The sequence below is a fragment of the Pseudomonas sp. ASL3 genome, assembly GCF_056680425.1.
In genome coordinates this window covers 5968288-5988335 of sequence record NZ_CM155281.1, presented here as the reverse complement: position 1 = coordinate 5988335, position 20048 = coordinate 5968288, and the positions used below count along the sequence as shown (strand labels likewise).

The 20048-nt window shown below is 57.4% G+C and carries 20 protein-coding genes and 1 pseudogene; 9 read left to right on the top strand and 12 right to left on the bottom strand.

The features are described 5' to 3' along the window. Positions 1-23: 23 nt before the first annotated feature. Positions 24-800: a gamma-glutamyl-gamma-aminobutyrate hydrolase family protein gene (locus tag AC1MEE_RS27435; protein WP_480412614.1), complete on the bottom strand. Its 777-nt coding sequence runs from the start codon at positions 798-800 to the stop codon at positions 24-26. A gap of 277 nt (positions 801-1077) precedes the next feature. Between AC1MEE_RS27435 and AC1MEE_RS27430 the strand changes: the two genes are divergently transcribed. Next, entirely contained in the window at positions 1078-2454 is a 1377-nt protein-coding gene (locus tag AC1MEE_RS27430) for a glutamine synthetase family protein (protein WP_480412613.1), read from the top strand. Positions 2455-2646: 192 nt separating this feature from the next. After that, entirely contained in the window at positions 2647-3288 is a 642-nt protein-coding gene (locus tag AC1MEE_RS27425) for a TetR/AcrR family transcriptional regulator (RefSeq protein WP_480412612.1), read from the top strand. A 157-nt stretch (positions 3289-3445) separates the two neighbouring features. On the opposite strand, the gene AC1MEE_RS27420 is transcribed toward AC1MEE_RS27425, so the two are convergent. From AC1MEE_RS27420 to AC1MEE_RS27395, 6 genes and pseudogenes are all read right to left on the bottom strand, one after another. Next, positions 3446-3661, bottom strand: a complete 216-nt coding sequence (locus AC1MEE_RS27420) for a TOBE domain-containing protein (RefSeq protein WP_297842014.1) — start codon at positions 3659-3661, stop codon at positions 3446-3448. A gap of 30 nt (positions 3662-3691) precedes the next feature. Then, positions 3692-4507 carry an aliphatic sulfonates ABC transporter ATP-binding protein gene (ssuB, locus tag AC1MEE_RS27415; RefSeq protein WP_480412611.1) on the bottom strand — a complete coding sequence of 272 codons (816 nt, stop codon included), beginning with the start codon at positions 4505-4507 and terminating at the stop codon, positions 3692-3694. Further along, a complete protein-coding gene (gene ssuC / locus AC1MEE_RS27410) occupies positions 4504-5301 on the bottom strand; it encodes an aliphatic sulfonate ABC transporter permease SsuC (protein WP_480412610.1) in 798 nt (265 codons plus the stop codon). Before ssuC ends, ssuB begins: the two co-directional genes overlap by 4 nt. A gap of 28 nt (positions 5302-5329) precedes the next feature. Beyond that, positions 5330-6298, bottom strand: coding sequence for a sulfonate ABC transporter substrate-binding protein (locus AC1MEE_RS27405; RefSeq protein ID WP_480412609.1), 969 nt, complete (start codon positions 6296-6298; stop codon positions 5330-5332). Positions 6299-6769: 471 nt separating this feature from the next. Further along, complete coding sequence (locus AC1MEE_RS27400; protein ID WP_480410535.1) at positions 6770-8194, bottom strand: IS1182 family transposase; 1425 nt, start codon at positions 8192-8194, stop codon at positions 6770-6772. A gap of 105 nt (positions 8195-8299) precedes the next feature. Continuing rightward, a pseudogene (locus AC1MEE_RS27395) lies at positions 8300-8938 on the bottom strand (peroxiredoxin). 349 nt (positions 8939-9287) lie between these two features. Between AC1MEE_RS27395 and pmrG the strand changes: the two are divergent. Beyond that, positions 9288-9923 carry a lipopolysaccharide core heptose(II)-phosphate phosphatase PmrG gene (pmrG, locus tag AC1MEE_RS27390; protein WP_480412608.1) on the top strand — a complete coding sequence of 212 codons (636 nt, stop codon included), beginning with the start codon at positions 9288-9290 and terminating at the stop codon, positions 9921-9923. 134 nt (positions 9924-10057) lie between these two features. Here pmrG and AC1MEE_RS27385 read toward each other — a convergent pair whose 3' ends face one another. Continuing rightward, on the bottom strand, positions 10058-11428 hold the full coding sequence (locus AC1MEE_RS27385; RefSeq protein WP_480412607.1) for an OprD family outer membrane porin: 1371 nt from the start codon (positions 11426-11428) through the stop codon (positions 10058-10060). A gap of 680 nt (positions 11429-12108) precedes the next feature. On the opposite strand from AC1MEE_RS27385, the gene tauA reads away from it, so the two are divergent. The 4 genes from tauA (at position 12109) to tauD (ending at position 15689) form a co-directional block, all read left to right on the top strand. Then, positions 12109-13086, top strand: a complete 978-nt coding sequence (tauA, locus tag AC1MEE_RS27380) for a taurine ABC transporter substrate-binding protein (RefSeq protein WP_480412606.1) — start codon at positions 12109-12111, stop codon at positions 13084-13086. A 40-nt stretch (positions 13087-13126) separates the two neighbouring features. Further along, on the top strand, positions 13127-13936 hold the full coding sequence (tauB, locus tag AC1MEE_RS27375) for a taurine ABC transporter ATP-binding subunit (protein WP_480412605.1): 810 nt from the start codon (positions 13127-13129) through the stop codon (positions 13934-13936). Further along, positions 13933-14772 (top strand): taurine ABC transporter permease TauC, encoded by an 840-nt coding sequence (gene tauC / locus AC1MEE_RS27370; RefSeq protein WP_480412604.1) that lies wholly within the window; start codon positions 13933-13935, stop codon positions 14770-14772. The genes tauB and tauC overlap by 4 nt, the downstream gene beginning before the upstream one ends. A gap of 83 nt (positions 14773-14855) precedes the next feature. After that, positions 14856-15689 (top strand): taurine dioxygenase, encoded by an 834-nt coding sequence (gene tauD / locus AC1MEE_RS27365; protein WP_480412603.1) that lies wholly within the window; start codon positions 14856-14858, stop codon positions 15687-15689. Between the two features lie 377 nt (positions 15690-16066). Here tauD and AC1MEE_RS27360 read toward each other — a convergent pair whose 3' ends face one another. Beyond that, entirely contained in the window at positions 16067-16507 is a 441-nt protein-coding gene (locus AC1MEE_RS27360) for a hypothetical protein (RefSeq protein WP_480412602.1), read from the bottom strand. On the opposite strand from AC1MEE_RS27360, the gene AC1MEE_RS27355 reads away from it, so the two are divergent. Next, positions 16506-16961 (top strand): tRNA (cytidine(34)-2'-O)-methyltransferase, encoded by a 456-nt coding sequence (locus AC1MEE_RS27355; protein WP_480412601.1) that lies wholly within the window; start codon positions 16506-16508, stop codon positions 16959-16961. The genes AC1MEE_RS27360 and AC1MEE_RS27355 overlap by 2 nt on opposite strands. Positions 16962-17085: 124 nt before the next feature. Here AC1MEE_RS27355 and secB read toward each other — a convergent pair whose 3' ends face one another. From secB to AC1MEE_RS27340, 3 genes are read right to left on the bottom strand one after another with little or no spacing between them, the layout of a single operon-like run. Continuing rightward, entirely contained in the window at positions 17086-17574 is a 489-nt protein-coding gene (gene secB, locus AC1MEE_RS27350; protein WP_480412600.1) for a protein-export chaperone SecB, read from the bottom strand. 42 nt (positions 17575-17616) lie between these two features. After that, positions 17617-17871, bottom strand: coding sequence for a glutaredoxin 3 (grxC, locus tag AC1MEE_RS27345; RefSeq protein WP_480412599.1), 255 nt, complete (start codon positions 17869-17871; stop codon positions 17617-17619). Between the two features lies 1 nt (position 17872). Further along, positions 17873-18286, bottom strand: coding sequence for a rhodanese-like domain-containing protein (locus tag AC1MEE_RS27340; protein ID WP_480412598.1), 414 nt, complete (start codon positions 18284-18286; stop codon positions 17873-17875). A gap of 146 nt (positions 18287-18432) precedes the next feature. On the opposite strand from AC1MEE_RS27340, the gene gpmI reads away from it, so the two are divergent. Further along, positions 18433-19968: a 2,3-bisphosphoglycerate-independent phosphoglycerate mutase gene (gene gpmI / locus AC1MEE_RS27335; protein WP_480412597.1), complete on the top strand. Its 1536-nt coding sequence runs from the start codon at positions 18433-18435 to the stop codon at positions 19966-19968. Positions 19969-20048 lie beyond the last annotated feature (80 nt).

The window sequence follows — 20048 nt, the reverse complement described above, 5'->3', positions numbered from 1 at the left end:
GTAGAAACCGGGCCCCAGAGGGGTCAGGCGCTTTTGAACGCGTCTGCGTCGCGTTGTATTGCCCGCTTTCGACAGGCATCGCCAAATGCCTGGAAGATGGCGAGGTAATGCGGGTTCGAGGTAACTTGCCATTCGGGGTGCCATTGCACACCTAAAGCAAAACCCAAGCCTGCCTTGACCGAGATCGCCTCAATCAATCCGTCAGGAGCCAGAGCCTCGACACGCAGGCCCGGCGCCAGACGTTCAACGCCCTGACCATGAATCGAATTGACTTGGATTTCGCTCGGCAGGCCAAGGCCCGCGAGCACGCCGCCCGGCTGGATGTGCATTGTGTGGCTGGGCGCGTATTGGACTTCGACCGGCTCGTTGTCCGGTTCACGATGATCCATGAAGGTTCCAACTTCATGAACGCGCTGATGCAGGCTGCCGCCAAGCGCAACGTTCATCTCCTGAAAGCCCCGGCAAATCCCCAGCACGGGTAAACCCGCCGCCACAGCAGCACGAATCAACGGTAAGGTAGTGCGGTCGCGTTCAGGATCATGAGCAGTCCCCGGTGCGCTGGAAGGACCGCTATAGTGATAGGGTTCGACATTGGAGGACGAGCCGGTGAACAGGAGTCCATCGAGGCTGGCAAGCAGTGCGGCAGGATCAAGAAGTTCCGCCAGTGAAGGCAGTATCAACGGCAGGCCCTTGGCAGCAACGGCGACTGCGCGGACGTACTTGTCACTACTGATGTGATATCTGTGCAGACCGATCTGCCTGGTGCAGGCGGTCACGCCGATTAACGGCAGGCGAGACATGGAACCCCCGGTTTTATTGCTGTTATGGGTTGCGATTGAGCTTAGCCTTGTTCATTTTTTTACACAACACCCCCGTAAAAAATAGAACACAGCCCGCTCAAGCTCGCAGATCACAAGACCTCCAATGTGCAGTTTTTGCTCCAAATCGCTCCAAAAAAGGCCTTTCAGCGCTTTTTTGGGGCAAAAAAAGGCTCTATTGACTTCATCATGGCTTTCGGATTGACTGAATCCCGCAAAGCTCGATGATTGATATTTTTAACAACATAGGTGTTGCATCATGTCGGTACCCCCGCGTGCCGTTCAGCTTAACGAAGCGAACGCGTTCCTTAAGGAACATCCTGAGGTTCTATACGTCGACCTTCTGATTGCAGATATGAATGGTGTGGTGCGCGGTAAGCGCATAGAACGCACCAGCCTCCATAAGGTTTACGAGAAAGGCATCAATCTGCCTGCCTCTTTATTTGCCCTGGATATCAATGGCTCGACGGTGGAAAGCACCGGTCTGGGTCTGGATATCGGTGATGCTGACCGAATCTGTTATCCAATCCCCGGCACCCTGTGCAATGAACCCTGGCAAAAGCGCCCAACCGCGCAATTGCTGATGACCATGCACGAAATCGAAGGCGAACCCTTCTTTGCCGACCCTCGCGAAGTACTGCGTCAGGTCGTCAGCAAGTTCGATGAAATGGGCCTGACTATCTGCGCCGCATTCGAACTTGAGTTCTACCTGATCGATCAGGAGAACGTGAATGGTCGTCCCCAGCCTCCGCGCTCGCCGATTTCCGGCAAACGCCCGCACTCGACCCAGGTCTACCTGATCGACGATCTCGACGAATATGTCGACTGCCTCCAGGACGTTCTGGAAGGTGCCAAGGAACAAGGCATCCCGGCTGACGCCATCGTCAAGGAAAGTGCCCCGGCGCAGTTCGAAGTGAACCTGCACCACGTCGCCGACCCGATCAAGGCGTGCGATTACGCGGTACTGCTCAAGCGTCTGATCAAGAACATCGCCTACGACCACGAGATGGATTCGACCTTTATGGCCAAACCCTATCCGGGCCAGGCAGGTAACGGTCTGCACGTGCACATCTCGATTCTCGACCGCGATGGCAAAAACATCTTCACCAGCGAGGATCCCGAGCAGAACGCCGCATTACGTCATGCGATCGGCGGTGTGCTCGAGACCCTACCGGCGTCAATGGCCTTCTTGTGCCCTAACGTCAACTCCTACCGTCGTTTCGGCGCACAGTTCTACGTGCCGAACTCGCCGTGCTGGGGCCTGGATAACCGGACGGTCGCGTTGCGCGTTCCGACCGGCACTCCCGATGCCGTGCGTATCGAACACCGCGTAGCCGGTGCCGACGCCAACCCGTACTTGCTGCTGGCCTCCGTGCTGGCGGGCGTGCACCATGGCTTGACCAACAAGATCGAGCCAGGCGCCCCGGTAGAAGGCAACTCCTACGAGCAGAACGAGCAAAGCCTGCCCAACAACTTGCGTGATGCCCTGCGCGAGCTGGACGACAGTGAAATCATGGCGCGCTATATCGACCCGAAATACATCGATATCTTCGTCGCCTGCAAGGAAAGTGAGCTGGAAGAGTTCGAACACTCCATCTCCGACCTTGAGTACAACTGGTACTTGCATACTGTTTGATGGGTGTGCGGTAAAAAGAACGCTGTCGGCTTTAGGGGCTGACGGCGTTTTTTTGTGGCCGCTGCGCGACCAATCGCGGGCAAGCGCGCTCCTACATGGGATTGCATTCCTCTGTAGGAGCGCGCTTGCCCGCGATGACGGACTTGCAGGCGACCCCGTACAATGCCCGCTGCCCTGAACCGGAAAACACCCATGACGCGACCCGCCGCACCCCGCAAACCCCGCGCACGCAGCCAGGCCCGGATCGACTCTATTCTCGACGCCGCCCGCACGCTGCTTGCCGCCGAGGGGGTGGCCAGTCTGTCGATCTACAGCGTTGCCGAACGCGCGCAAATTCCACCGTCGTCGGTCTATCACTTCTTCGCCAGTGTCCCCGCCCTGCTCGAAGCCTTGACCGCAGACGTCCACGCCGCCTTCCGCGCCTGCCTGCAAGCACCCATAGCGCACGAGCAGCTGACGAGCTGGCGTGACCTGTCGCGACTGGTCGAGCAACGGATGCTGAGCATCTACAGCGCCGATGCCGCCGCCCGCCAATTGATCCTGGCCCAGCACGGTCTGACTGAAGTCACCCAGGCCGACCGCCAGCACGATATTGAGCTGGGCCACCTGATGCATGAACTGTTCGCCCGGCACTTCCAGCTACCCGCCATACCTGATGATGTGGATGTGTTTGCGTTGGCGATGGAGTTGGGTGATCGGGTGTATGCGCGCTCGGTGCAACTGCACGACCAGATCACCCCGCGCATGGCCGAAGAAGGGATGCGCGTGTTTGATGCATATTTGGGGTTGTATTTGCCGCCGTACTTGCCCAAGAAACACATCAATCACCTGTAGGAGCGCGCTTGCAACTACGCGTCCCGCCGCGATGGCGTCGTGTCAGGCAAACCGCGTTAAGCTGATCGCGGGCAAACGCGCTCCTACATGGATTGCATTCTTCACATAAAAAACCCCGAAAGGCTTTAACCGTCCGGGGTTATCTGCAACGCATCGATTACAGCTTGGCGATCGACACCTCCGTGGATTTGACGAAGGCAATCACTTCGCTACCGACCACCAGTTCCAACTCTTTGACCGAGCGCGTAGTGATCACCGAAGTGACAATACCCGATGGGGTTTGTACGTCGATTTCCGACAGTACCGGGCCTTCGAGGATTTCTTTGATGGTGCCTTTGAATTGGTTGCGGACGTTGATCGCTTTGATAGTCATGAGGGTCTTCCTGGGTGGGGTTTAGATCAGCTATTGGGCCCAACGCAGTTGCGTGGGCAAGGGTGAAACAGGTTCGGGGTCAGGTGGCGAGCCCGGTATCAGCAGGACTCGGTTCAGCACTTCGGTTTCCAGCGCAGCCAGTCGATGAGAACCACGCACCCTTGGGCGAGGCAGCTCCACCAGCACGTCGAGGCCGACCTGGCCTTCTTCGATCAGGATCACCCGGTCGGCAATCGCCACCGCCTCGCTGACGTCGTGGGTCACCAGCAGCACGGTAAAACCATGCTTCTGCCAAAGCCGCTCGATCAGTTGTTGCATCTCGATGCGAGTCAGCGCGTCCAGCGCACCGAGCGGCTCATCGAGCAACAGCAGGCGCGGTCGGTGAATCAACGCCCGAGCCAGGGCCACCCGCTGCTTTTGTCCACCGGACAAGGCCGCCGGCCATTCATCTGCACGCTCCGCCAGGCCCACGGCGTCCAATGCTTCCAGTGCGCTTGAGCGCCAGTCCCCTTGCAGGCCGAGGCCGACGTTATCGATGACTTTTTTCCAGGGCAGCAAACGTGCCTCCTGAAACATCAGGCGGGTGTCTTCCCGCGCTTCACTGAGCGGCGCAGAACCCGCCAGCAGTTCGCCGCTGGTAGGTTTATCAAGACCCGCCAGCAAGCGCAGCAGGGTGCTTTTGCCACAACCGCTGCGCCCGACCACGGCGACAAATTGCCCGGCCGGAATATGCAGATCAACTCCACGCAACACTTCGCGCTCACCAAAGGTTTTGCTTAGCGTGCACACCGCCAGCGGAATACCACGCAACAAATTCGGCGGTGATGGTTGTTTGAGACTGCTCATGCTGCACCGCCTTTAACCACTTGATAGGCCGGATGCCAACGCAACCAGACACGTTCCAGACCGCGAGCCGCGAGGTCTGCCAACTTGCCGAGCACCGCGTACAGAACAATCGCCAGTACCACCACATCGGTTTGTAAAAACTCACGGGCATTCATCGCCAGATAACCAATGCCGGAACTGGCGGAGATGGTTTCAGCCACGATCAGGGTCAACCACATAAAGCCCAGGGCGAAGCGCACACCCACCAGAATCGAGGGTAATGCGCCGGGCAGAATCACCTGACGGAACAGGGCAAACCCGGACAGGCCGTAACTACGCGCCATCTCCACCAACGCCGGATCGACGTTGCGAATGCCGTGATAGGTGTTCAGGTAAATCGGAAAAACCGTGCCCAACGCCACCAAAAAAATCTTCGCCGATTCATCAATACCGAACCACAGGATCACCAGCGGAATCAGCGCCAGATGCGGCACGTTACGAATCATCTGCACCGAGCTGTCGAGCAGGCGTTCACCCCATTTCGACAGGCCGGTGATGAAGCCCAGCGTCAGACCGATACTGCCTCCGATGGCGAAACCGATGCCGGCGCGCCAGCCACTGATTGCCAGGTGAGTCCAGATTTCACCGCTGCGCACCAGGCTTACACCCGCTTCGATGACCGCGCTCGGTGCCGGCAGGATGCGGGTCGACAGCCAACCCACGCTGACCGAGAGTTGCCAGACCGCGAACAACAAGACTGGAAGTGCCCAGGGCGCCAGCCTGTGGATAATTTTTTGCGAAGCACTGAGGCTCATGGAGTTGTCTCCTCACGGGGCCTGTTGATTACTGAGCCTTGGCCACGTTGTTGGCCGGCGGCGTCCAGATCACGTCCTTGATACTCAACGGTTTGGGAATCAACTTGAGCTGGTAAAAGGCGTCTGCGATTTTTTGTTGTGCCACCACCACGTCGGGGCTGATGAGCAGCGCACCGTAACCCTGGCGTTTTACCGTGGTCAGGGTGATGTCCGTCGACAGGCCGAGCAGTGGCGCTACTTGCTGCGTCACTTCGTTGGGATTGGCCTTGGACCATTCGCCCACCGCACGAACTTCCTCGACCAGCGCCTGAATCACTTGCGGATGCTTTTCGGCATACGGCCTGGTCGCCAGATAGAACTGATGGTTGTCGACGAGGCCCTTGCCATCACGCAGGGTGCGCGCTTGCAGCTGTTGTTCGGCAGCCGCCTGGTAAGGGTCCCAGATGACCCAGGCATCGACACTGCCACGCTCGAAAGCAGCACGCGCATCGGCGGGCGCCAGGAATACGGTCTGGATATCGCTGTATTTCAGGCCGGCGTCTTCCAGTGCCCGTACCAGCAGGTAATGAACGTTGGAGCCTTTGTTCAGCACCACTTTTTTGCCTTTGAGGTCTTTCACCGACCTGATCGGTGAATCCTTGGGCACCAGAATCGCTTCACTGGCCGGGGCTGGTGGTTCATACGCCACGTACAGCAGATCGGCACCGGCCGCTTGGGCGAAGACGGGTGGCGTCTCACCGGTCACGCCGAAATCAATGGAGCCGACATTCAGTCCTTCAAGCAACTGCGGGCCACCGGGAAATTCGGTCCATTGCACCTGCACGCCTTGTTCGGCGAGACGCTTTTCCAATGAGCCTTTGGCCTTGAGCAGCACCAGCGTGCCGTACTTCTGATAACCGATGCGCAAGCTTTCTGCCTGAGCCTGGGTGATGGCGCCAAAGGTGACGGCCGCAGCAAACAGAGCGACCAAGCCTCGACGCAAAATGACAGTGCGCATGGCGCTCTCCTTTGCTGTAGCTATTTGGTTGCACCTGCTTGTCCGTTGTCGGGCGAGTAAGGTGGGGTTAGCGATTGCGCTAAACAGGACAGACCTTAACAGGTGTTTTTTATATCCTTAAATCTTATTTATTCATTTGTTTATTCTTAAATTGCATATGAAATTTTGAACGACAAACCTCGAATCACGGACGAAAAAAGGCCGAATCGACGGCCCTTTTTTTGAAGTTTGACGGGTATAGCGTCAAGCTATTCGCAGGCAAGCCTGCTCCCACAGCAGTTCATTCCTCTGTGCAGGCTGTGTGAAAACCTGACGATCATGTTTCAAACCAACGCCCCGACTTGTCGGGGCGTTGGTTTTTGGCCTTTGATCCCGAAATCATCGCTGTTCGTTTTCACGTCGCCGGGACAAAGCGTTTTGAGCGCTCCATGGCCAGTCCTGGGACGTTTGTCAGGCGCAAAAAAAGGCTGCTTAGCCCATCTTCGCCATCATTTCACGCGCACCCAGCACATTGATCGCCCTTTTAAAGTTATAGGCAAGCACCGCCAGCGACATCTCTATTCGCGCGCCTTTCAGTTGGCGTAGCAAGAACCGTCCATTGCCCATGATCCATTGCTTGAGGTTGCCGAAGGGGTGTTCAACGATGGACCTTCGTTCAACCATCTTCTCCGGATGCGCCTGCATGCGCTGCTCCATTCGCTCAAAAGCGGCCTCATGCGCATGCCGCGTTACTTTCCGGCGGGAGGTCTTGGTGCACTGACTTTTCAGCGGGCAGTGGGCGCAGTCACTGGGCAGTGCGTGGTAAATACGCGTGCCGCGATTCAGTTGCGTCAGCGTCAGTAGCTTGCCATTCGGGCACCGGTACTGATCGTCCAGGGCCTCATACGTAAACTGGGTGCGGTCAAAGAATTTTACGTCCCCGCCCCGCGTGTTGATCGTTCGATTCAGCGGCACATACGCCGTGATACCCGCGTCTTCACAGGCCTGGAATTGTTTGCCGTGGGAATATCCGGCATCGGCCACTACCGTCAGCTCTGACTGTTGCAGTACTTCTTTAGCCGCTTTGGCCATGGGTTCAAGCTGTTTGCGGTCATCGCCGTCCTGAGTCACTTCGTGGTGCAGGATCAAGCCGTTCTCGGCATCCACCGCCGTCTGCACGTTGTACGCCACGGCCATGCCTTGCGGCGCCCGCATCATCCGCGCCTCGCTTTCGGTGCTGATGAACTGCTCGACTTCCAGCGCCTTCATCACCTGCTGACGGGTCAGGTTGTTGTCTCGTTTGTTGCTCAGACGGGCCAAAGCGGCTTTGACTTTCTGCTTATCCACAGGCTGATCGGCGTCGTCTTTGTCCGCCCGATCAAGCTCCGCCAGGTACTGGGTAATCTTCTTGTTCAGTATTTCCTCATCGCGCTTAAGGTGCTTGAGGCTCATATGACGGCGCTTGGAGGCCACGGCTTTGAATTTGCTGCCGTCGATAGCAACCAGCTTGCCGGCGATTAGCCCCACTTCACGGCAAAAAAGAATGAAGAGTCGGCAGATGGCGGCGAATGCGGCACCGTTGTCTCTGCGGAAATCGGCGATGGTTTTGAAGTCAGGTGCGAGCTGATTGAGCAGCCACATGACTTCGATGTTGCGCAGGCATTCGGCTTCGAGGCGGCGTGACGAACGGATGCTGAGGAAATAGCCGTAGAGATAAAGTTTGAGCAGGTCTGCCGGATCATAGGGCGGGCGCCCGTTGCCCTTGAGGACAGCCTTGTCGAATCCCAGCTCCCGCAGATTGAGCTGGGTGACATAGGCATCAATGACTCTGACCAAGTGGTCTACCGGAATGGATTCTTCCAGCGACACCGGAAAAAGACTGCTCTGATCGCGCGCTATGCCTTGGATGTATGCCACAAAAATGCCCCCAATCTTCCGATGAAGGCATTTTCTTAGACCGTTGCAAGAATTGCCAGGTTTTCACACAGTCTGTGTGGGAGCAGGCTTGCCTGCGAATTTCTGTCAACGATTGGGTTGCGGCGTCAGGCGCAGATAAGGCGTGACAACCTTGTACCCTTTAGGAAAGCGTTGCTTGATTTCGTCTTCGTCCTTGATCGACGGCACGATGACCACGTCATCGCCATCCTGCCAATTGGCGGGCGTGGCGACTTTGTAGTTATCGGTCAGTTGCAGCGAATCGATAACCCGTAGAATTTCATGGAAGTTGCGCCCGGTGCTGGCGGGATAGGTGATGGTCAGACGAACTTTTTTGTTCGGATCGATCACGAACAGGGAGCGCACGGTCAACGTGTCGCTGGCGTTGGGGTGGATCAAGTCGTACAGGTCTGAGACCTTGCGATCGGCGTCGGCCAGGATCGGAAAATTGACGATCGTGTTCTGGGTGGTATTGATGTCATCGATCCACTTGATGTGGGAGTCGACCGGGTCCACCGACAGCGCAATGGTCTTGACGCCGCGCTTGGCAAACTCGTCCTTGAGTTTGGCGGTGAAGCCCAACTCAGTGGTGCACACCGGCGTGAAGTCGGCCGGGTGGGAAAACAACACCCCCCAGCTATCGCCCAGCCACTAGTGGAAGCGGATTTTGCCTTCGCTGGATTCCTGCTCGAAGTCGGGGGCGATGTCGCCAAGTCTTAGGCTCATGGTGGGGCTCCTGGGCTGAATGTGAAGCGTTGTACTCTGCGCCTCTTCAAAAAAACTCAAAAAGAATAAATATTGATTTGTTTATTCACTTTTTGAATATGAGGCGATCATTAGCCTTCTAGCCCCCAGTGCTCGCCCTCAACCCACCAAGATTTCCATAATCGGTGCCCAGGATAGTTAAATTTTCACTCCTCTTTCACCGTTCATTTACTTTTGAACCTGCACACTGATCTTCTGCTGGTGACCTCGGGACTCGCGTGCCCATGGTTCTTCATCCCTTTGAATCTGTTTTATTTATTTCATTTGATAGCGCGTCATAACGCTAGATTGCCGTGGGAGCGGTTTAAACATGGGGTACAAACCTTTGCTGAGCCGAACCCGACTGGTCGCGCTGGCCGGCGCAGTCGCTTTGGCGGGCGTGGCATTTTTTCTGGTGAGACCTGCTGCGGTTCCTGATCTTTCAAAAGGCAACAACGTCACGATCGCCGATTTCAAATCCCACTGGGCCCAAGGCGACATGATCGTGCTGGTGCGTCACGCCGAGCGCTGCGATCACTCGACAGCTCCCTGCCTGGGTCCCGAGGACGGCATCACCGTACCCGGCAAGGCTGCGGCCGAAGCCGTGGGGCAACACTTTCAAACGCTCGGACTGGGAAAAGCCGACATTTACAGCAGCCCGCTGACCCGAGCGGCACAAACCGCAACCTTGATGTTCAACTACACCGGCGCGGGTCAAGAGTGGTTGTTCAATTGCCGCAAGAATATGCTCAGCGATTCACTTCAACACAAGGTGAAGAATCGCAACCTGGTTCTGGTGACCCATAGCGAATGCATGAGCGCGCTGGTGAAAACCATGAAGCTTCGTGAGCCATCGACACCCGACTACGTATCGTCACTGTTCATCACGGTGGATGACCAAGAGAAACCGCACGTGGCTGGCTATATCGACGCGAACGGTTGGCCGAAAGTCTTGGGCAATAATTGAGTTCACTTCAGTTGATCAATAGCGTGATGCCGTCCCGCGCCGCATTTCATTGGCCTGCATTGGCCCGGCCGGAATGGAAAAACGCAGGCAAGAAAAAGCCCCGCACAAGGCGGGGCTTTTCGGACTCAATACACTTACAGGAAGTTGTAGGTGTAGTTGAAGATCAGACGAGTCTGATCGGTGCTGCGGGTGGAGCCGTTACCAACTGCTTCGCTGGTGTGGTAGCTACCGGTACGCAGAGTAGTACCGAAGCCTTTCAGGTAACCGGTCTGAATCACGTAGTCGATACGCGCGTCACGTTCCCACTCGGAGAAAGTCTTGTTACTGGAAACGACGGAACTCTTGATGTCGTCACCGTACAGGTAAGAGATCGAGGCTTTCAGGCCTGGAACGCCAACGCGCGAGAAGTCATACGCGTACTGAGCGAACTTGGTTTGTTCACCTGCGCGGATGAAGCTGTTAACCACGGAGTCAGTGAACAGGTAGAAGCTCGAGCCACCGTTGTCTTCGCTATTCAGAGCACCAGCGGTCTTGCCATCTTTGGAGACGCCGCCTTGGTTCAGCAGGACAAAACCGCCGCTGTCGCTAACACTCTGGTAACCGGCCAGGAACGAACTGCCGCCCAGCTGGTAAGTGAAGATCGAGCTCCAGGTATTGTTATCAACTTCACCGCCATTCTTGGAGAAGCCACCGTTCTGGTTGAAGCTATAGCCGGTAGCCCCTTCGCTGTTCTTGCCGTCGGAGCGGCTGCGGAAGTAGCGCAGGTCAGTCTTGAACGACTGATCGTCGCCGATTGGCAGAACGTGGACCAGACCGAGGAAGTCCTGTTTGTAGAAATCTTCCAGGTCTGCGTGGTAGTACTGCAGGGTCAGGTCTTTAGTGGCCTTCCAGTCGCCACCGGCGAAACGGAATTGGTTGCTGGCTTTAGGGGCGCCGTTAACCGACAGACCGGTGCTGTTGGTCGATGCACGGCCAGTGGAGTGTTCCAGCTGACCAGCGACAAACGTGAAGTTGTCGAGATCTTTGGAGGTGATGATGCCACCGTCAAAGTTCTGCGGCATCATACGGCTGTCGTTAGACATCAAAATTGGCAGCTGCGGAGCCAAGGCACCACCGATGTGCAATTCGGTTTTCGAGTAGCGGAACTTGACGTTTGCGTCGCCGCGGGCAATGTCGTGTTCGGCAGAACCGTCGTGGTCGCTTGGCCAGAACGAGTTACCGGTAGCTGTGTGGCTACCGCGACCGCCATCAAGGTGAAGAGCGTAAATTGCCTGGGCATCAACACCGACGCCAATAACGCCTTGGGTGAAACCGGAAATGTAGTCCAGTTTCAGTGCTGTAGCTGTTTCGTTCTGGTTGGCGGCGCCTGGCGCGTGGTTGTCGTTCTCGTAGTAAAACGTACGGGAACTCAGGTTCAATTTGCTGTCTTCCAGGAATCCAGCAGCACCGGCTTGCTGTGCCAATACCCCAACGGCTACAGCTAGTGCCAAGCTTGACTTGTACATGTTTTGCTCCTCTCGTCTCTAATTCTTCTGTTCTTTGGTATGGGGGTCTAATGCCCCGTCCACCGCAGGTGTGCGATTAGCACTAAAGTGTGACCACCAAGTCAACACATTACTGTCACATTCCGACCTTGGTCTAATGCCTCTCCCGGAACGGGGAGATTAAATAATATTTCATAATTCTAAAAAGAATTGTTTCGTCATTTTTCAGACGATTATGGAATATTAAATCGCATTACCCAAACCAATAGCCGTTAGCTGCTATTGGCGCATAGTATTATTCCTGAAAAGCATATGCAAACCAGCTTTTAGATCGATTATTTTAAAATAACATTGACAAGCATGCAATAACTCCGCCTAAACCCCGCAGCCTAGTCGTGATTACGAGAAGATTCATGCGATCGGCGGCAATTTCTCAAAATAAAGTTACAGTTTATGTATCCGGAGAAAAATTTGTTTCTGCGCTGGTCGCGTACCCTGCCATTGCGTGTCGAAATGCAAGCGGAGGCCCGACCGGCCTGGGTTTCCTGCCATGGCACACGCTCCATGTGGGCACGATCAACGATTACTCCGCTCGTATTTCCTCTCATAAGCTAATATCCAAACGTTATTTATTTATGGATTCTTAGATCATTTAGGCTTCATCTCAGCCGGACTTCGGCCGCCTGATTTGGAGCTTCTCGATGAAACTGCACACCCCTTTGCGCCTGCTGGCGGCCTTGTCCCTGGCTGGCGCGACCTTCTTTGCCCACGCTGCCGACTTCACCGTCGCCTACCAAACCACCGTCGATCCGGCCAAGGTCGCGCAGGCCGATGGCGCTTATGAAAAAGCCACCAACGCCAAGATCGACTGGCGCAAATTCGATAGCGGTGCCGACGTCATCACCGCCATCGCTTCGGGCGACGTGCAGATCGGCTACCTGGGTTCAAGTCCCCTGACCGCTGCGGCTACCCGCAAACTGCCGGTCGAAACCTTCCTGATCGCCACTCAAATCGGCGCCGCCGAAGCCCTTGTCGTGCGCAACGGTTCGGGGATCAACTCGCCCCAGGACCTGATCGGTAAAAAAATCGCCGTGCCGTTTGTTTCCACCGGCCACTACAGCCTGTTGGCTGCGTTGAAACACTGGAACATCGATCCGTCTAAAGTACAGATTCTCAACCTCTCCCCGCCCGCCATCGCTGCGGCCTGGAAGCGCGGTGACATCGACGCCACCTACGTCTGGGATCCGGCACTGGGTGTCGCCAAGGAAACCGGCAAAGTGCTGATCACCTCCGGTGACCTGGCCAAGCTTGGCGCCCCGACCTTCGATGCGTGGATCGTGCGCAAAGACTTTGCCGCCAAGCACCCGGAAATCGTCAGCGCATTCGCCAAGGTCACCCTCGACGCCTATGCCGCTTACCGCAAAGACCCGGCCGCCTGGCTCGCCAACGGCAGCAATGTCGACAAGTTGGTGAAGTTGTCTGGCGCCAAACCTGCTGATATTCCACTGCTGTTGCAAGGCAACGTGTACCCGCTGGCGGCTGATCAGGTTGTCGCGCTGGGCGCACCGACCATCGACGCCGTGACCAAGACCGCTGCGTTCCTCAAGGAGCAAGGCAAGGTCGAGGCAGTGCTGGCCGATTACTCCCCGTATGTCAGCGCCCAGTTCATTACTAAATAGCCGTCACTCAATAAATAGTCATCACTCTGGAGTCTTTGCCATGGCCTTGTTACAGCTGGAGCGCATCAGCGCACAGTACCCAGGCGCGACTGAGCCGGTGCTGGCGGATATTTCCCTGACTCTCGGCCCGCAGCAGTTGCTGGTCGCACTGGGCCCGTCCGGCAGTGGCAAGACTTCACTGTTGAATTTGATCGCCGGTTTCGTCGAGCCCAGTGCCGGGCGCATTACCCTCGACGGCGTTGCCGTAAAAGGCCCGAGCGCCGAACGTGGCGTGGTGTTTCAAGACGATGCTCTGCTGCCTTGGCAAGATGTCCTGACCAATGTCGCCTTCGGCCTGGAACTGGCGGGCGTGTCGCGCCCTCAGCGCGAAGCCAGGGCACGGGAGATGCTGGCACTGGTCGACTTGGCCGGCTTCGACCATCGTCGTATATGGCAGCTCTCCGGCGGCCAGAAGCAGCGTGTCGGTCTAGCCCGGGCCTTGGCGGCCGACCCACGGGTATTGTTGATGGACGAACCCTTCGGCGCCCTTGATGCATTTACCCGCGAGCAGATGCAGGAATTGCTCCTGCAAGTCTGGCAGCGCACCGCCAAACCGGTGTTCCTGATCACTCACGACATTGAAGAAGCCGTGTTCCTCGCCACCGACCTGATTCTACTGGCCCCCAACCCGGGGCAGATCGTCGAGCGCCTGCATCTGGACTTCGGTCAGCGCTATGCCGCTGGCGAATCGGCTCGCGCAATCAAATCCGACCCGCGCTTTATCGAAACCCGCGAGCACATCCTGGCCAAGGTCTTTTCCCAGCGCAGCGTTCCAAGCCGGGAACAGAGCGGTCGGGAGCAACGTGCATGAGCAGCTACGAACCACCGGCGACCGCCAAGGCGAACCTCAGTAAGCCCACAGTTGTACCGTTGCGCCGCAGTCTGAGCACGCGCTGGATCAGCGTTCTGACGCTGGTCACCCTACTGACGATCTGGTGGGCAGTCACTGCCGCCGGATGGATCGAACCCCTGTTCCTGCCGCCACCCTCTGCTGTGCTGGAAAAAGGCTGGCTGCTGGCGACCAGGGGTTATATGGACTCCACTCTCTGGCAGCATTTGGGTGCCAGCCTGCAACGCATCGGCCTGGCATTGGTTTTCGCTGTGCTGACAGCCATTCCGATCGGCATCGCGATTGGCCATAACCGTATCGCCCGAGGCATCTTCGACCCGCTGATCGAGTTCTACCGCCCAATTCCGCCGTTGGCTTATCTGCCGCTGATCGTGATTTGGTGCGGGATTGGCGAGCTGTCGAAAGTGCTACTGATCTACCTGGCGATTTTTGCGCCGATCGCCATTTCCACCGCCACCGGTGTACGTACCGTGGACCCGGCGAAAATCCGTGCCGCGCAATCGTTGGGCGCTACGCGCTGGCAATTGATTCGCCATGTGATTCTGCCCAGCGCGTTGCCGGACATCCTCACCGGCGTGCGCATCGGTCTGGGTGTGGGTTGGTCGACGCTGGTCGCCGCCGAGCTGATCGCGGCCACCAGTGGCCTGGGCTTTATGGTCCAGTCGGCGGCGCAGTTTCTGGTCACCGACGTGGTGGTACTGGGCATCCTGGTCATCGCTCTGATCGCTTTCGCCATGGAAATGGGCCTGCGCGCCTTGCAACGCAAGCTGGTGCCGTGGCACGGCCAAGTCCACTAAGCAGGCTCACTGAGCAACCCGACTGAATCAACAACCGAATTGACCACGCCGACAGCTTGGCGCCGAATTGAACGAGAACGATCATGAGCCTACACATCACCCCGCTTAGTGCTGCCCTTGGGGCGCAAATCAGTGGTGTCGACCTGACGCAGGCGTTGACCACCGAGCAACGCGATGCCATCGAGCAAGCGCTGCTCAAACATTCGGTGCTGTTCTTTCGTGAGCAGCCACTCAACCCGCAACAACAGGCGCGGTTCGCCGCCAATTTTGGCGATCTGCATATCCATCCGATCTACCCGAATGTGCCCGAGCAGCCTGAAGTGCTGATCCTCGACACTGCCGTCACCGACGTGCGCGACAACGCCATCTGGCACACCGACGTGACCTTTCTGCCGACACCCGCTCTGGGCGCAGTACTCAGCGCCAAGCACTTGCCAGCTTATGGCGGCGATACGTTGTGGGCCAGTGGCATCGCGGCATATGAAGCGCTGTCCGAACCCTTGCGAAACTTGCTCGCCGGCTTGACCGCCACTCACGATTTCACCCGATCATTCCCGGCCGAACGTTTTGCAAACAGCGCCGAGGACCTGGCCCGCTGGGAGGAAACCCGGCGCAAGAACCCGCCGCTGTCGCATCCGGTAATCCGTACGCACCCGGTCAGCGGGCGCCAGTCGCTATTCGTCAACGAAGGGTTCACCACCCGCATCAACGAGCTGGAACCGGCTGAAAGCGAAGCCATTCTCAAGCTGCTGTTCAGCCACGCGACTCGCCCGGAATTCACCCTCCGCTGGCGCTGGCAGGAAAACGACGTAGCGTTCTGGGACAACCGCGTCACCCAACACTACGCCGTCGACGACTACCGCCCGCAGCGGCGAGTCATGCACCGGGCGACGATTGTGGGGGATAAGCCGTTTTAAGGCGTCGTACCCAGGTAGGAGCTGCCGAAGGCTGCGATAAGGTCGGAACGACCTTCAGCGATCTCAAGAAAGCGACCGGTTCCCGGTCGATCGCAGCCTTCGGCAGCTCCTACAGCCTGTTGCGTTCCCGAAATGCATCACTTTGGGAACTTGCGACGCCTGGATGCGCAAATTGCGTGCAGAAATACTGAAAAAGAAACCGACCGAAACTTTCCGCACTCGCGTTCGAAAAAATCCGAAAACCGCGAAAAGCCCGTGTCTAAAGGCCTGCACGACGAAAATCAGCCTTTTCAGCAAAACTGGCACGCACTCTGCAATAGGTTAAGCAACACCAGTTTTGGGGACCTTGGTACAGGCAGGCCGGGGATTCCCCTCTTTTATTCCTCCCGGAGACTGATCTCCAGTCTCCAGCGCCCGTCCACCTTCGCACCGTGCCAGTCACCGTGCAAAGGACGGGCCGCCAGCAGGTTCAGCAACAATCCCCCATCACCGCGTTGCACCCTCCAGCGAACATCTTTCCCGTTGAGCTTGAACTCACCCTTCTGTGACTCGCCCTGCGCATTGAACAGCAGCGCCAGGCCTCCCCCGACCTCTTCGCCATGCACGTTTGGTTCGTCGTTGAACCACAGCACCAGTCCGTCAGGCAACGGCTCGATCTGTTGCAACGCCAGCGGGTCAGGAGCGGTCAAGCGACCGATCATCAAGCCCACCATCACGCCGACAATCGCCATCGAACCAAGAACTCGCGGCCAGAGTTTCGGTCGCGGGTCCTCTTCAGGAGTAGAATGCAGCCCGTCTTTCAGTTCGGAGCCGTGCATGTTTCACGTCATCCTTTTTCAACCAGAAATTCCGCCGAACACCGGCAACGTCATCAGGCTGTGCGCCAACAGCGGCTGCACCCTGCATTTGATCGAACCCTTGGGCTTCGAACTGGACGACAAGCGCCTGCGCCGGGCCGGGCTCGACTACCACGAGTACGCCACGTTGCAGTGCCACGCTGACCTCGCCAGTTGTCTGGAAAGCATTGGCCATCCACGGCTGTTCGCTTTTACCACAAAAGGCTCGCGGCCTTTCCACGACGCCCGCTTCGAGAAAGGCGACGCCTTTCTTTTTGGCCCGGAAAGCCGAGGCTTGCCAGCCGACGTACTCGACGCCCTGCCGAGCGATCATCGCCTGCGCCTGCCGATGCGCGAAGGTTGCCGCAGCCTGAACCTGTCCAACACCGTGGCCGTCGCGGTCTATGAAGCCTGGCGACAACTGGATTTCGCCTGAGAGCCGATGTACCGCGCCGAGGGGGGACTGATTTGTTTTTCGTGCTCTTTGAAAAACCAATCTGTCCCCTGCATCAAATAAAAAAACGCCCCGAAAGGCGTTTTTTCAGTTCCAGCCTGTCCGCTTATTGCACAGTCTGGGATTCGCCAGACTGGATGCGGGCCAGTTCTTGCGCGTACAGCGCGTCGAAGTTGACCGGCGCCAGCATCAGCGCAGGGAACGACCCGCGCACGACGAGGCTATCGATGGTTTCGCGAGCGTACGGGAACAGGATGTTCGGGCAGAACGCGCCGAGCGTGTGGCTCATGGCGGCAGCGTCCAGGCCCTTGATCAGGAAGATACCGGCCTGTTGCACTTCAACGATGAAGGCTACTTCGTCGCCGTTGTTGACGGTGACCGACAACGTCAGGATCACTTCATGGAAGTCGCCTTCCAGAGGTTTCTGACGGGTGTTCAGGTCCAGGCTGACGCTTGGAGTCCATTCCTGGCGGAAAATTGCCGGGCTTTTCGGGGCTTCGAACGACAAGTCACGAACGTAGATGCGCTGCAGGGAAAACTGCGGTGCTTCGGCGTCTTCGTCTGTTACAGCGCCGTTGGTCGGTTGGTCAGTCATGTCAGATCCTTCTTGCTTTTAAGGTCTTGTAGGGTTTCGGATTCAAGCCTGAAGCAGCGCGTTCAGCTTACCGGCGCGCTCCAGGGCAAACAGGTCATCGCAACCGCCCACATGGGCGGCGCCAATCCAGATTTGCGGGACTGACGTGCGTCCGGCTTTCTTGCTCATCTCGGCACGAATGTCTGGCTTGCCATCGACTCTGATCTCTTCAAAGGCCACACCTTTGCTCTCCAGCAACTGCTTGGCACGTATACAGTAAGGGCACCAATCGCTGGAATAGACGATGACTTCAGCCATTTCACTTCACCAGAGGGAGATTGTCGGAGCGCCAGGCGGAAACACCGCCAGACAGCTTGGCCGCAGTAAAACCAGCCTTGAGCAGTTCGCGGCTAGTGGTACCGGCATGCTGGCCCATTGCGTCGACAATGATCAAGGTCTTGGCCTTGTGCTTTTCCAGCTCAGCGATGCGAGCCATCACTTTGTCCTGCGGAAAGCTCAATGCGCCAACGATATGACCAGCCGAGTAATCCTTGGCTGGACGCACATCGATGACCACGCCCTGATCGCTGTTGACCAGTGACGTCAGCTCACGGGTGCTGAGGCTGCGACCACCTTTGCTCATTTCGGTCGCGATCAACAGCGCCAACAGGATGGCAAAAGCGCCAGCCAGCAAATAGTGGTTAGTGGCAAATTCAATCAGATGAGCAACCATCAGTAGATTCCAGGGCGTTAAAATGTCGGCCAGTATACACAGCCCCCAAGGTCGGCCAAAGTCCGTACGGCAGTGACGCCGTTTGAACTTGCCCTTAAAATGCCGATCTCTTTTTTATCTTCCTCCATAAGCCACGAGTGGATCTAATGACTGCCACGCCTAAACCTTTGGTCCTGATCATCCTGGATGGCTTCGGACACAGCGATAGCCACGAAGGCAACGCCATCTATGCAGCCAAAATGCCGGTCATGGATCGCTTGTACGCGACCCAGCCCCACGGTCTGATCTCAGGCTCCGGGATGGACGTCGGCCTGCCGGACGGGCAGATGGGCAACTCCGAAGTCGGACACATGAACCTCGGCGCCGGCCGCGTGGTGTATCAGGACTTCACTCGGGTGACCAAATCGATCCGCGACGGTGAGTTCTTCGAGAATCCGACCATCTGCGCCGCCGTGGACAAAGCCGTCAGCGCAGGCAAGGCCGTGCACTTCATGGGCCTGCTGTCCGATGGTGGCGTACACAGCCACCAGGACCACCTGGTGGCCATGGCTGAACTGGCGGCCCAGCGCGGCGCAGAAAAAATCTACCTGCATGCGTTCCTCGACGGTCGCGATACCCCACCGCGCAGCGCCAAGACCTCGCTGGAGCTGCTCGATTCGACCTTCGCCCGCCTTGGCAAAGGCCGCATCGCCACGATCATTGGCCGCTACTTCGCCATGGACCGCGACAATCGCTGGGACCGCGTGGCATCTGCCTACAACCTGATTGTCGACGGCACATCCGAATTCCAGGCCGCAACCAGTCAGGCCGGGCTCGAAGCCGCTTACGAGCGTGGCGAAAACGACGAATTCGTCAAAGCCACCCGCATTGGCGAGCAGGTCAAGGTCGAAGATGGCGACGCCGTGATCTTCATGAACTTCCGCGCCGACCGCGCCCGCGAGCTGACCCGTGTATTCGTCGAAGATGACTTCAAGGACTTCGAGCGCGCCCGCCAACCGAAGCTGGCCGGCTTCGTCATGTTGACCCAATACGCCGCCAGCATTCCCGCGCCTTCGGCCTTTGCCGCCAGCAGCCTGGACAATGTGCTGGGCGAATACCTCGCTAAAAAAGGCAAAACCCAACTGCGCATTGCCGAAACCGAGAAGTACGCCCACGTCACCTTCTTCTTCTCCGGCGGTCGCGAAGACCCGTTCCTGGGCGAAGAACGCATCCTGATCCCGTCGCCAAAAGTCGCCACTTACGACTTGCAGCCGGAGATGAGTGCCCCGGAAGTCACCGACAGGATCGTCGACGCCATCGAAAACCAGCGTTATGACGTGATCGTAGTCAACTACGCCAACGGCGACATGGTGGGCCACAGCGGGATCATGGCAGCGGCGATCAAGGCGGTGGAATGCCTGGACCTGTGCGTTGGCCGGATTGTCACCGCGCTGGAAAAAGTAGGCGGCGAAGCACTGATTACTGCGGACCACGGCAACGTCGAACAAATGTCGGACGCCTCCACCGGTCAAGCGCACACCGCCCACACCTCGGAGCCAGTACCCTTCATTTATGTAGGCAAGCGCAACCTGAAAGTCCGCGAAGGCGGGGTTCTGGCTGATGTCGCACCGACCATGTTGCAGTTGATGGGCCTGGAAAAACCGGAAGAGATGACCGGTCATTCGATCCTCGCTGCTCAATAAACGGTGCTAAAAGGCTCTAAACCGGGGCGCTGAAAAACGACAGCGCCGGTTAATTATCCAACTCGCCCCAAAGCAGTCGC

Coding starts and splice junctions, on each gene's coding strand:
- AC1MEE_RS27435 (WP_480412614.1), bottom strand. CDS start 800: ATGTCTCGCCTGCCGTTAATCGGCGTGACCGCCTGCACCAGGCAGATC.
- AC1MEE_RS27430 (WP_480412613.1), top strand. CDS start 1,078: ATGTCGGTACCCCCGCGTGCCGTTCAGCTTAACGAAGCGAACGCGTTC.
- AC1MEE_RS27425 (WP_480412612.1), top strand. CDS start 2,647: ATGACGCGACCCGCCGCACCCCGCAAACCCCGCGCACGCAGCCAGGCC.
- AC1MEE_RS27420 (WP_297842014.1), bottom strand. CDS start 3,661: ATGACTATCAAAGCGATCAACGTCCGCAACCAATTCAAAGGCACCATC.
- ssuB (WP_480412611.1), bottom strand. CDS start 4,507: ATGAGCAGTCTCAAACAACCATCACCGCCGAATTTGTTGCGTGGTATT.
- ssuC (WP_480412610.1), bottom strand. CDS start 5,301: ATGAGCCTCAGTGCTTCGCAAAAAATTATCCACAGGCTGGCGCCCTGG.
- AC1MEE_RS27405 (WP_480412609.1), bottom strand. CDS start 6,298: ATGCGCACTGTCATTTTGCGTCGAGGCTTGGTCGCTCTGTTTGCTGCG.
- pmrG (WP_480412608.1), top strand. CDS start 9,288: ATGGGGTACAAACCTTTGCTGAGCCGAACCCGACTGGTCGCGCTGGCC.
- AC1MEE_RS27385 (WP_480412607.1), bottom strand. CDS start 11,428: ATGTACAAGTCAAGCTTGGCACTAGCTGTAGCCGTTGGGGTATTGGCA.
- tauA (WP_480412606.1), top strand. CDS start 12,109: ATGAAACTGCACACCCCTTTGCGCCTGCTGGCGGCCTTGTCCCTGGCT.
- tauB (WP_480412605.1), top strand. CDS start 13,127: ATGGCCTTGTTACAGCTGGAGCGCATCAGCGCACAGTACCCAGGCGCG.
- tauC (WP_480412604.1), top strand. CDS start 13,933: ATGAGCAGCTACGAACCACCGGCGACCGCCAAGGCGAACCTCAGTAAG.
- tauD (WP_480412603.1), top strand. CDS start 14,856: ATGAGCCTACACATCACCCCGCTTAGTGCTGCCCTTGGGGCGCAAATC.
- AC1MEE_RS27355 (WP_480412601.1), top strand. CDS start 16,506: ATGTTTCACGTCATCCTTTTTCAACCAGAAATTCCGCCGAACACCGGC.
- AC1MEE_RS27360 (WP_480412602.1), bottom strand. CDS start 16,507: ATGCACGGCTCCGAACTGAAAGACGGGCTGCATTCTACTCCTGAAGAG.
- secB (WP_480412600.1), bottom strand. CDS start 17,574: ATGACTGACCAACCGACCAACGGCGCTGTAACAGACGAAGACGCCGAA.
- grxC (WP_480412599.1), bottom strand. CDS start 17,871: ATGGCTGAAGTCATCGTCTATTCCAGCGATTGGTGCCCTTACTGTATA.
- AC1MEE_RS27340 (WP_480412598.1), bottom strand. CDS start 18,286: ATGGTTGCTCATCTGATTGAATTTGCCACTAACCACTATTTGCTGGCT.
- gpmI (WP_480412597.1), top strand. CDS start 18,433: ATGACTGCCACGCCTAAACCTTTGGTCCTGATCATCCTGGATGGCTTC.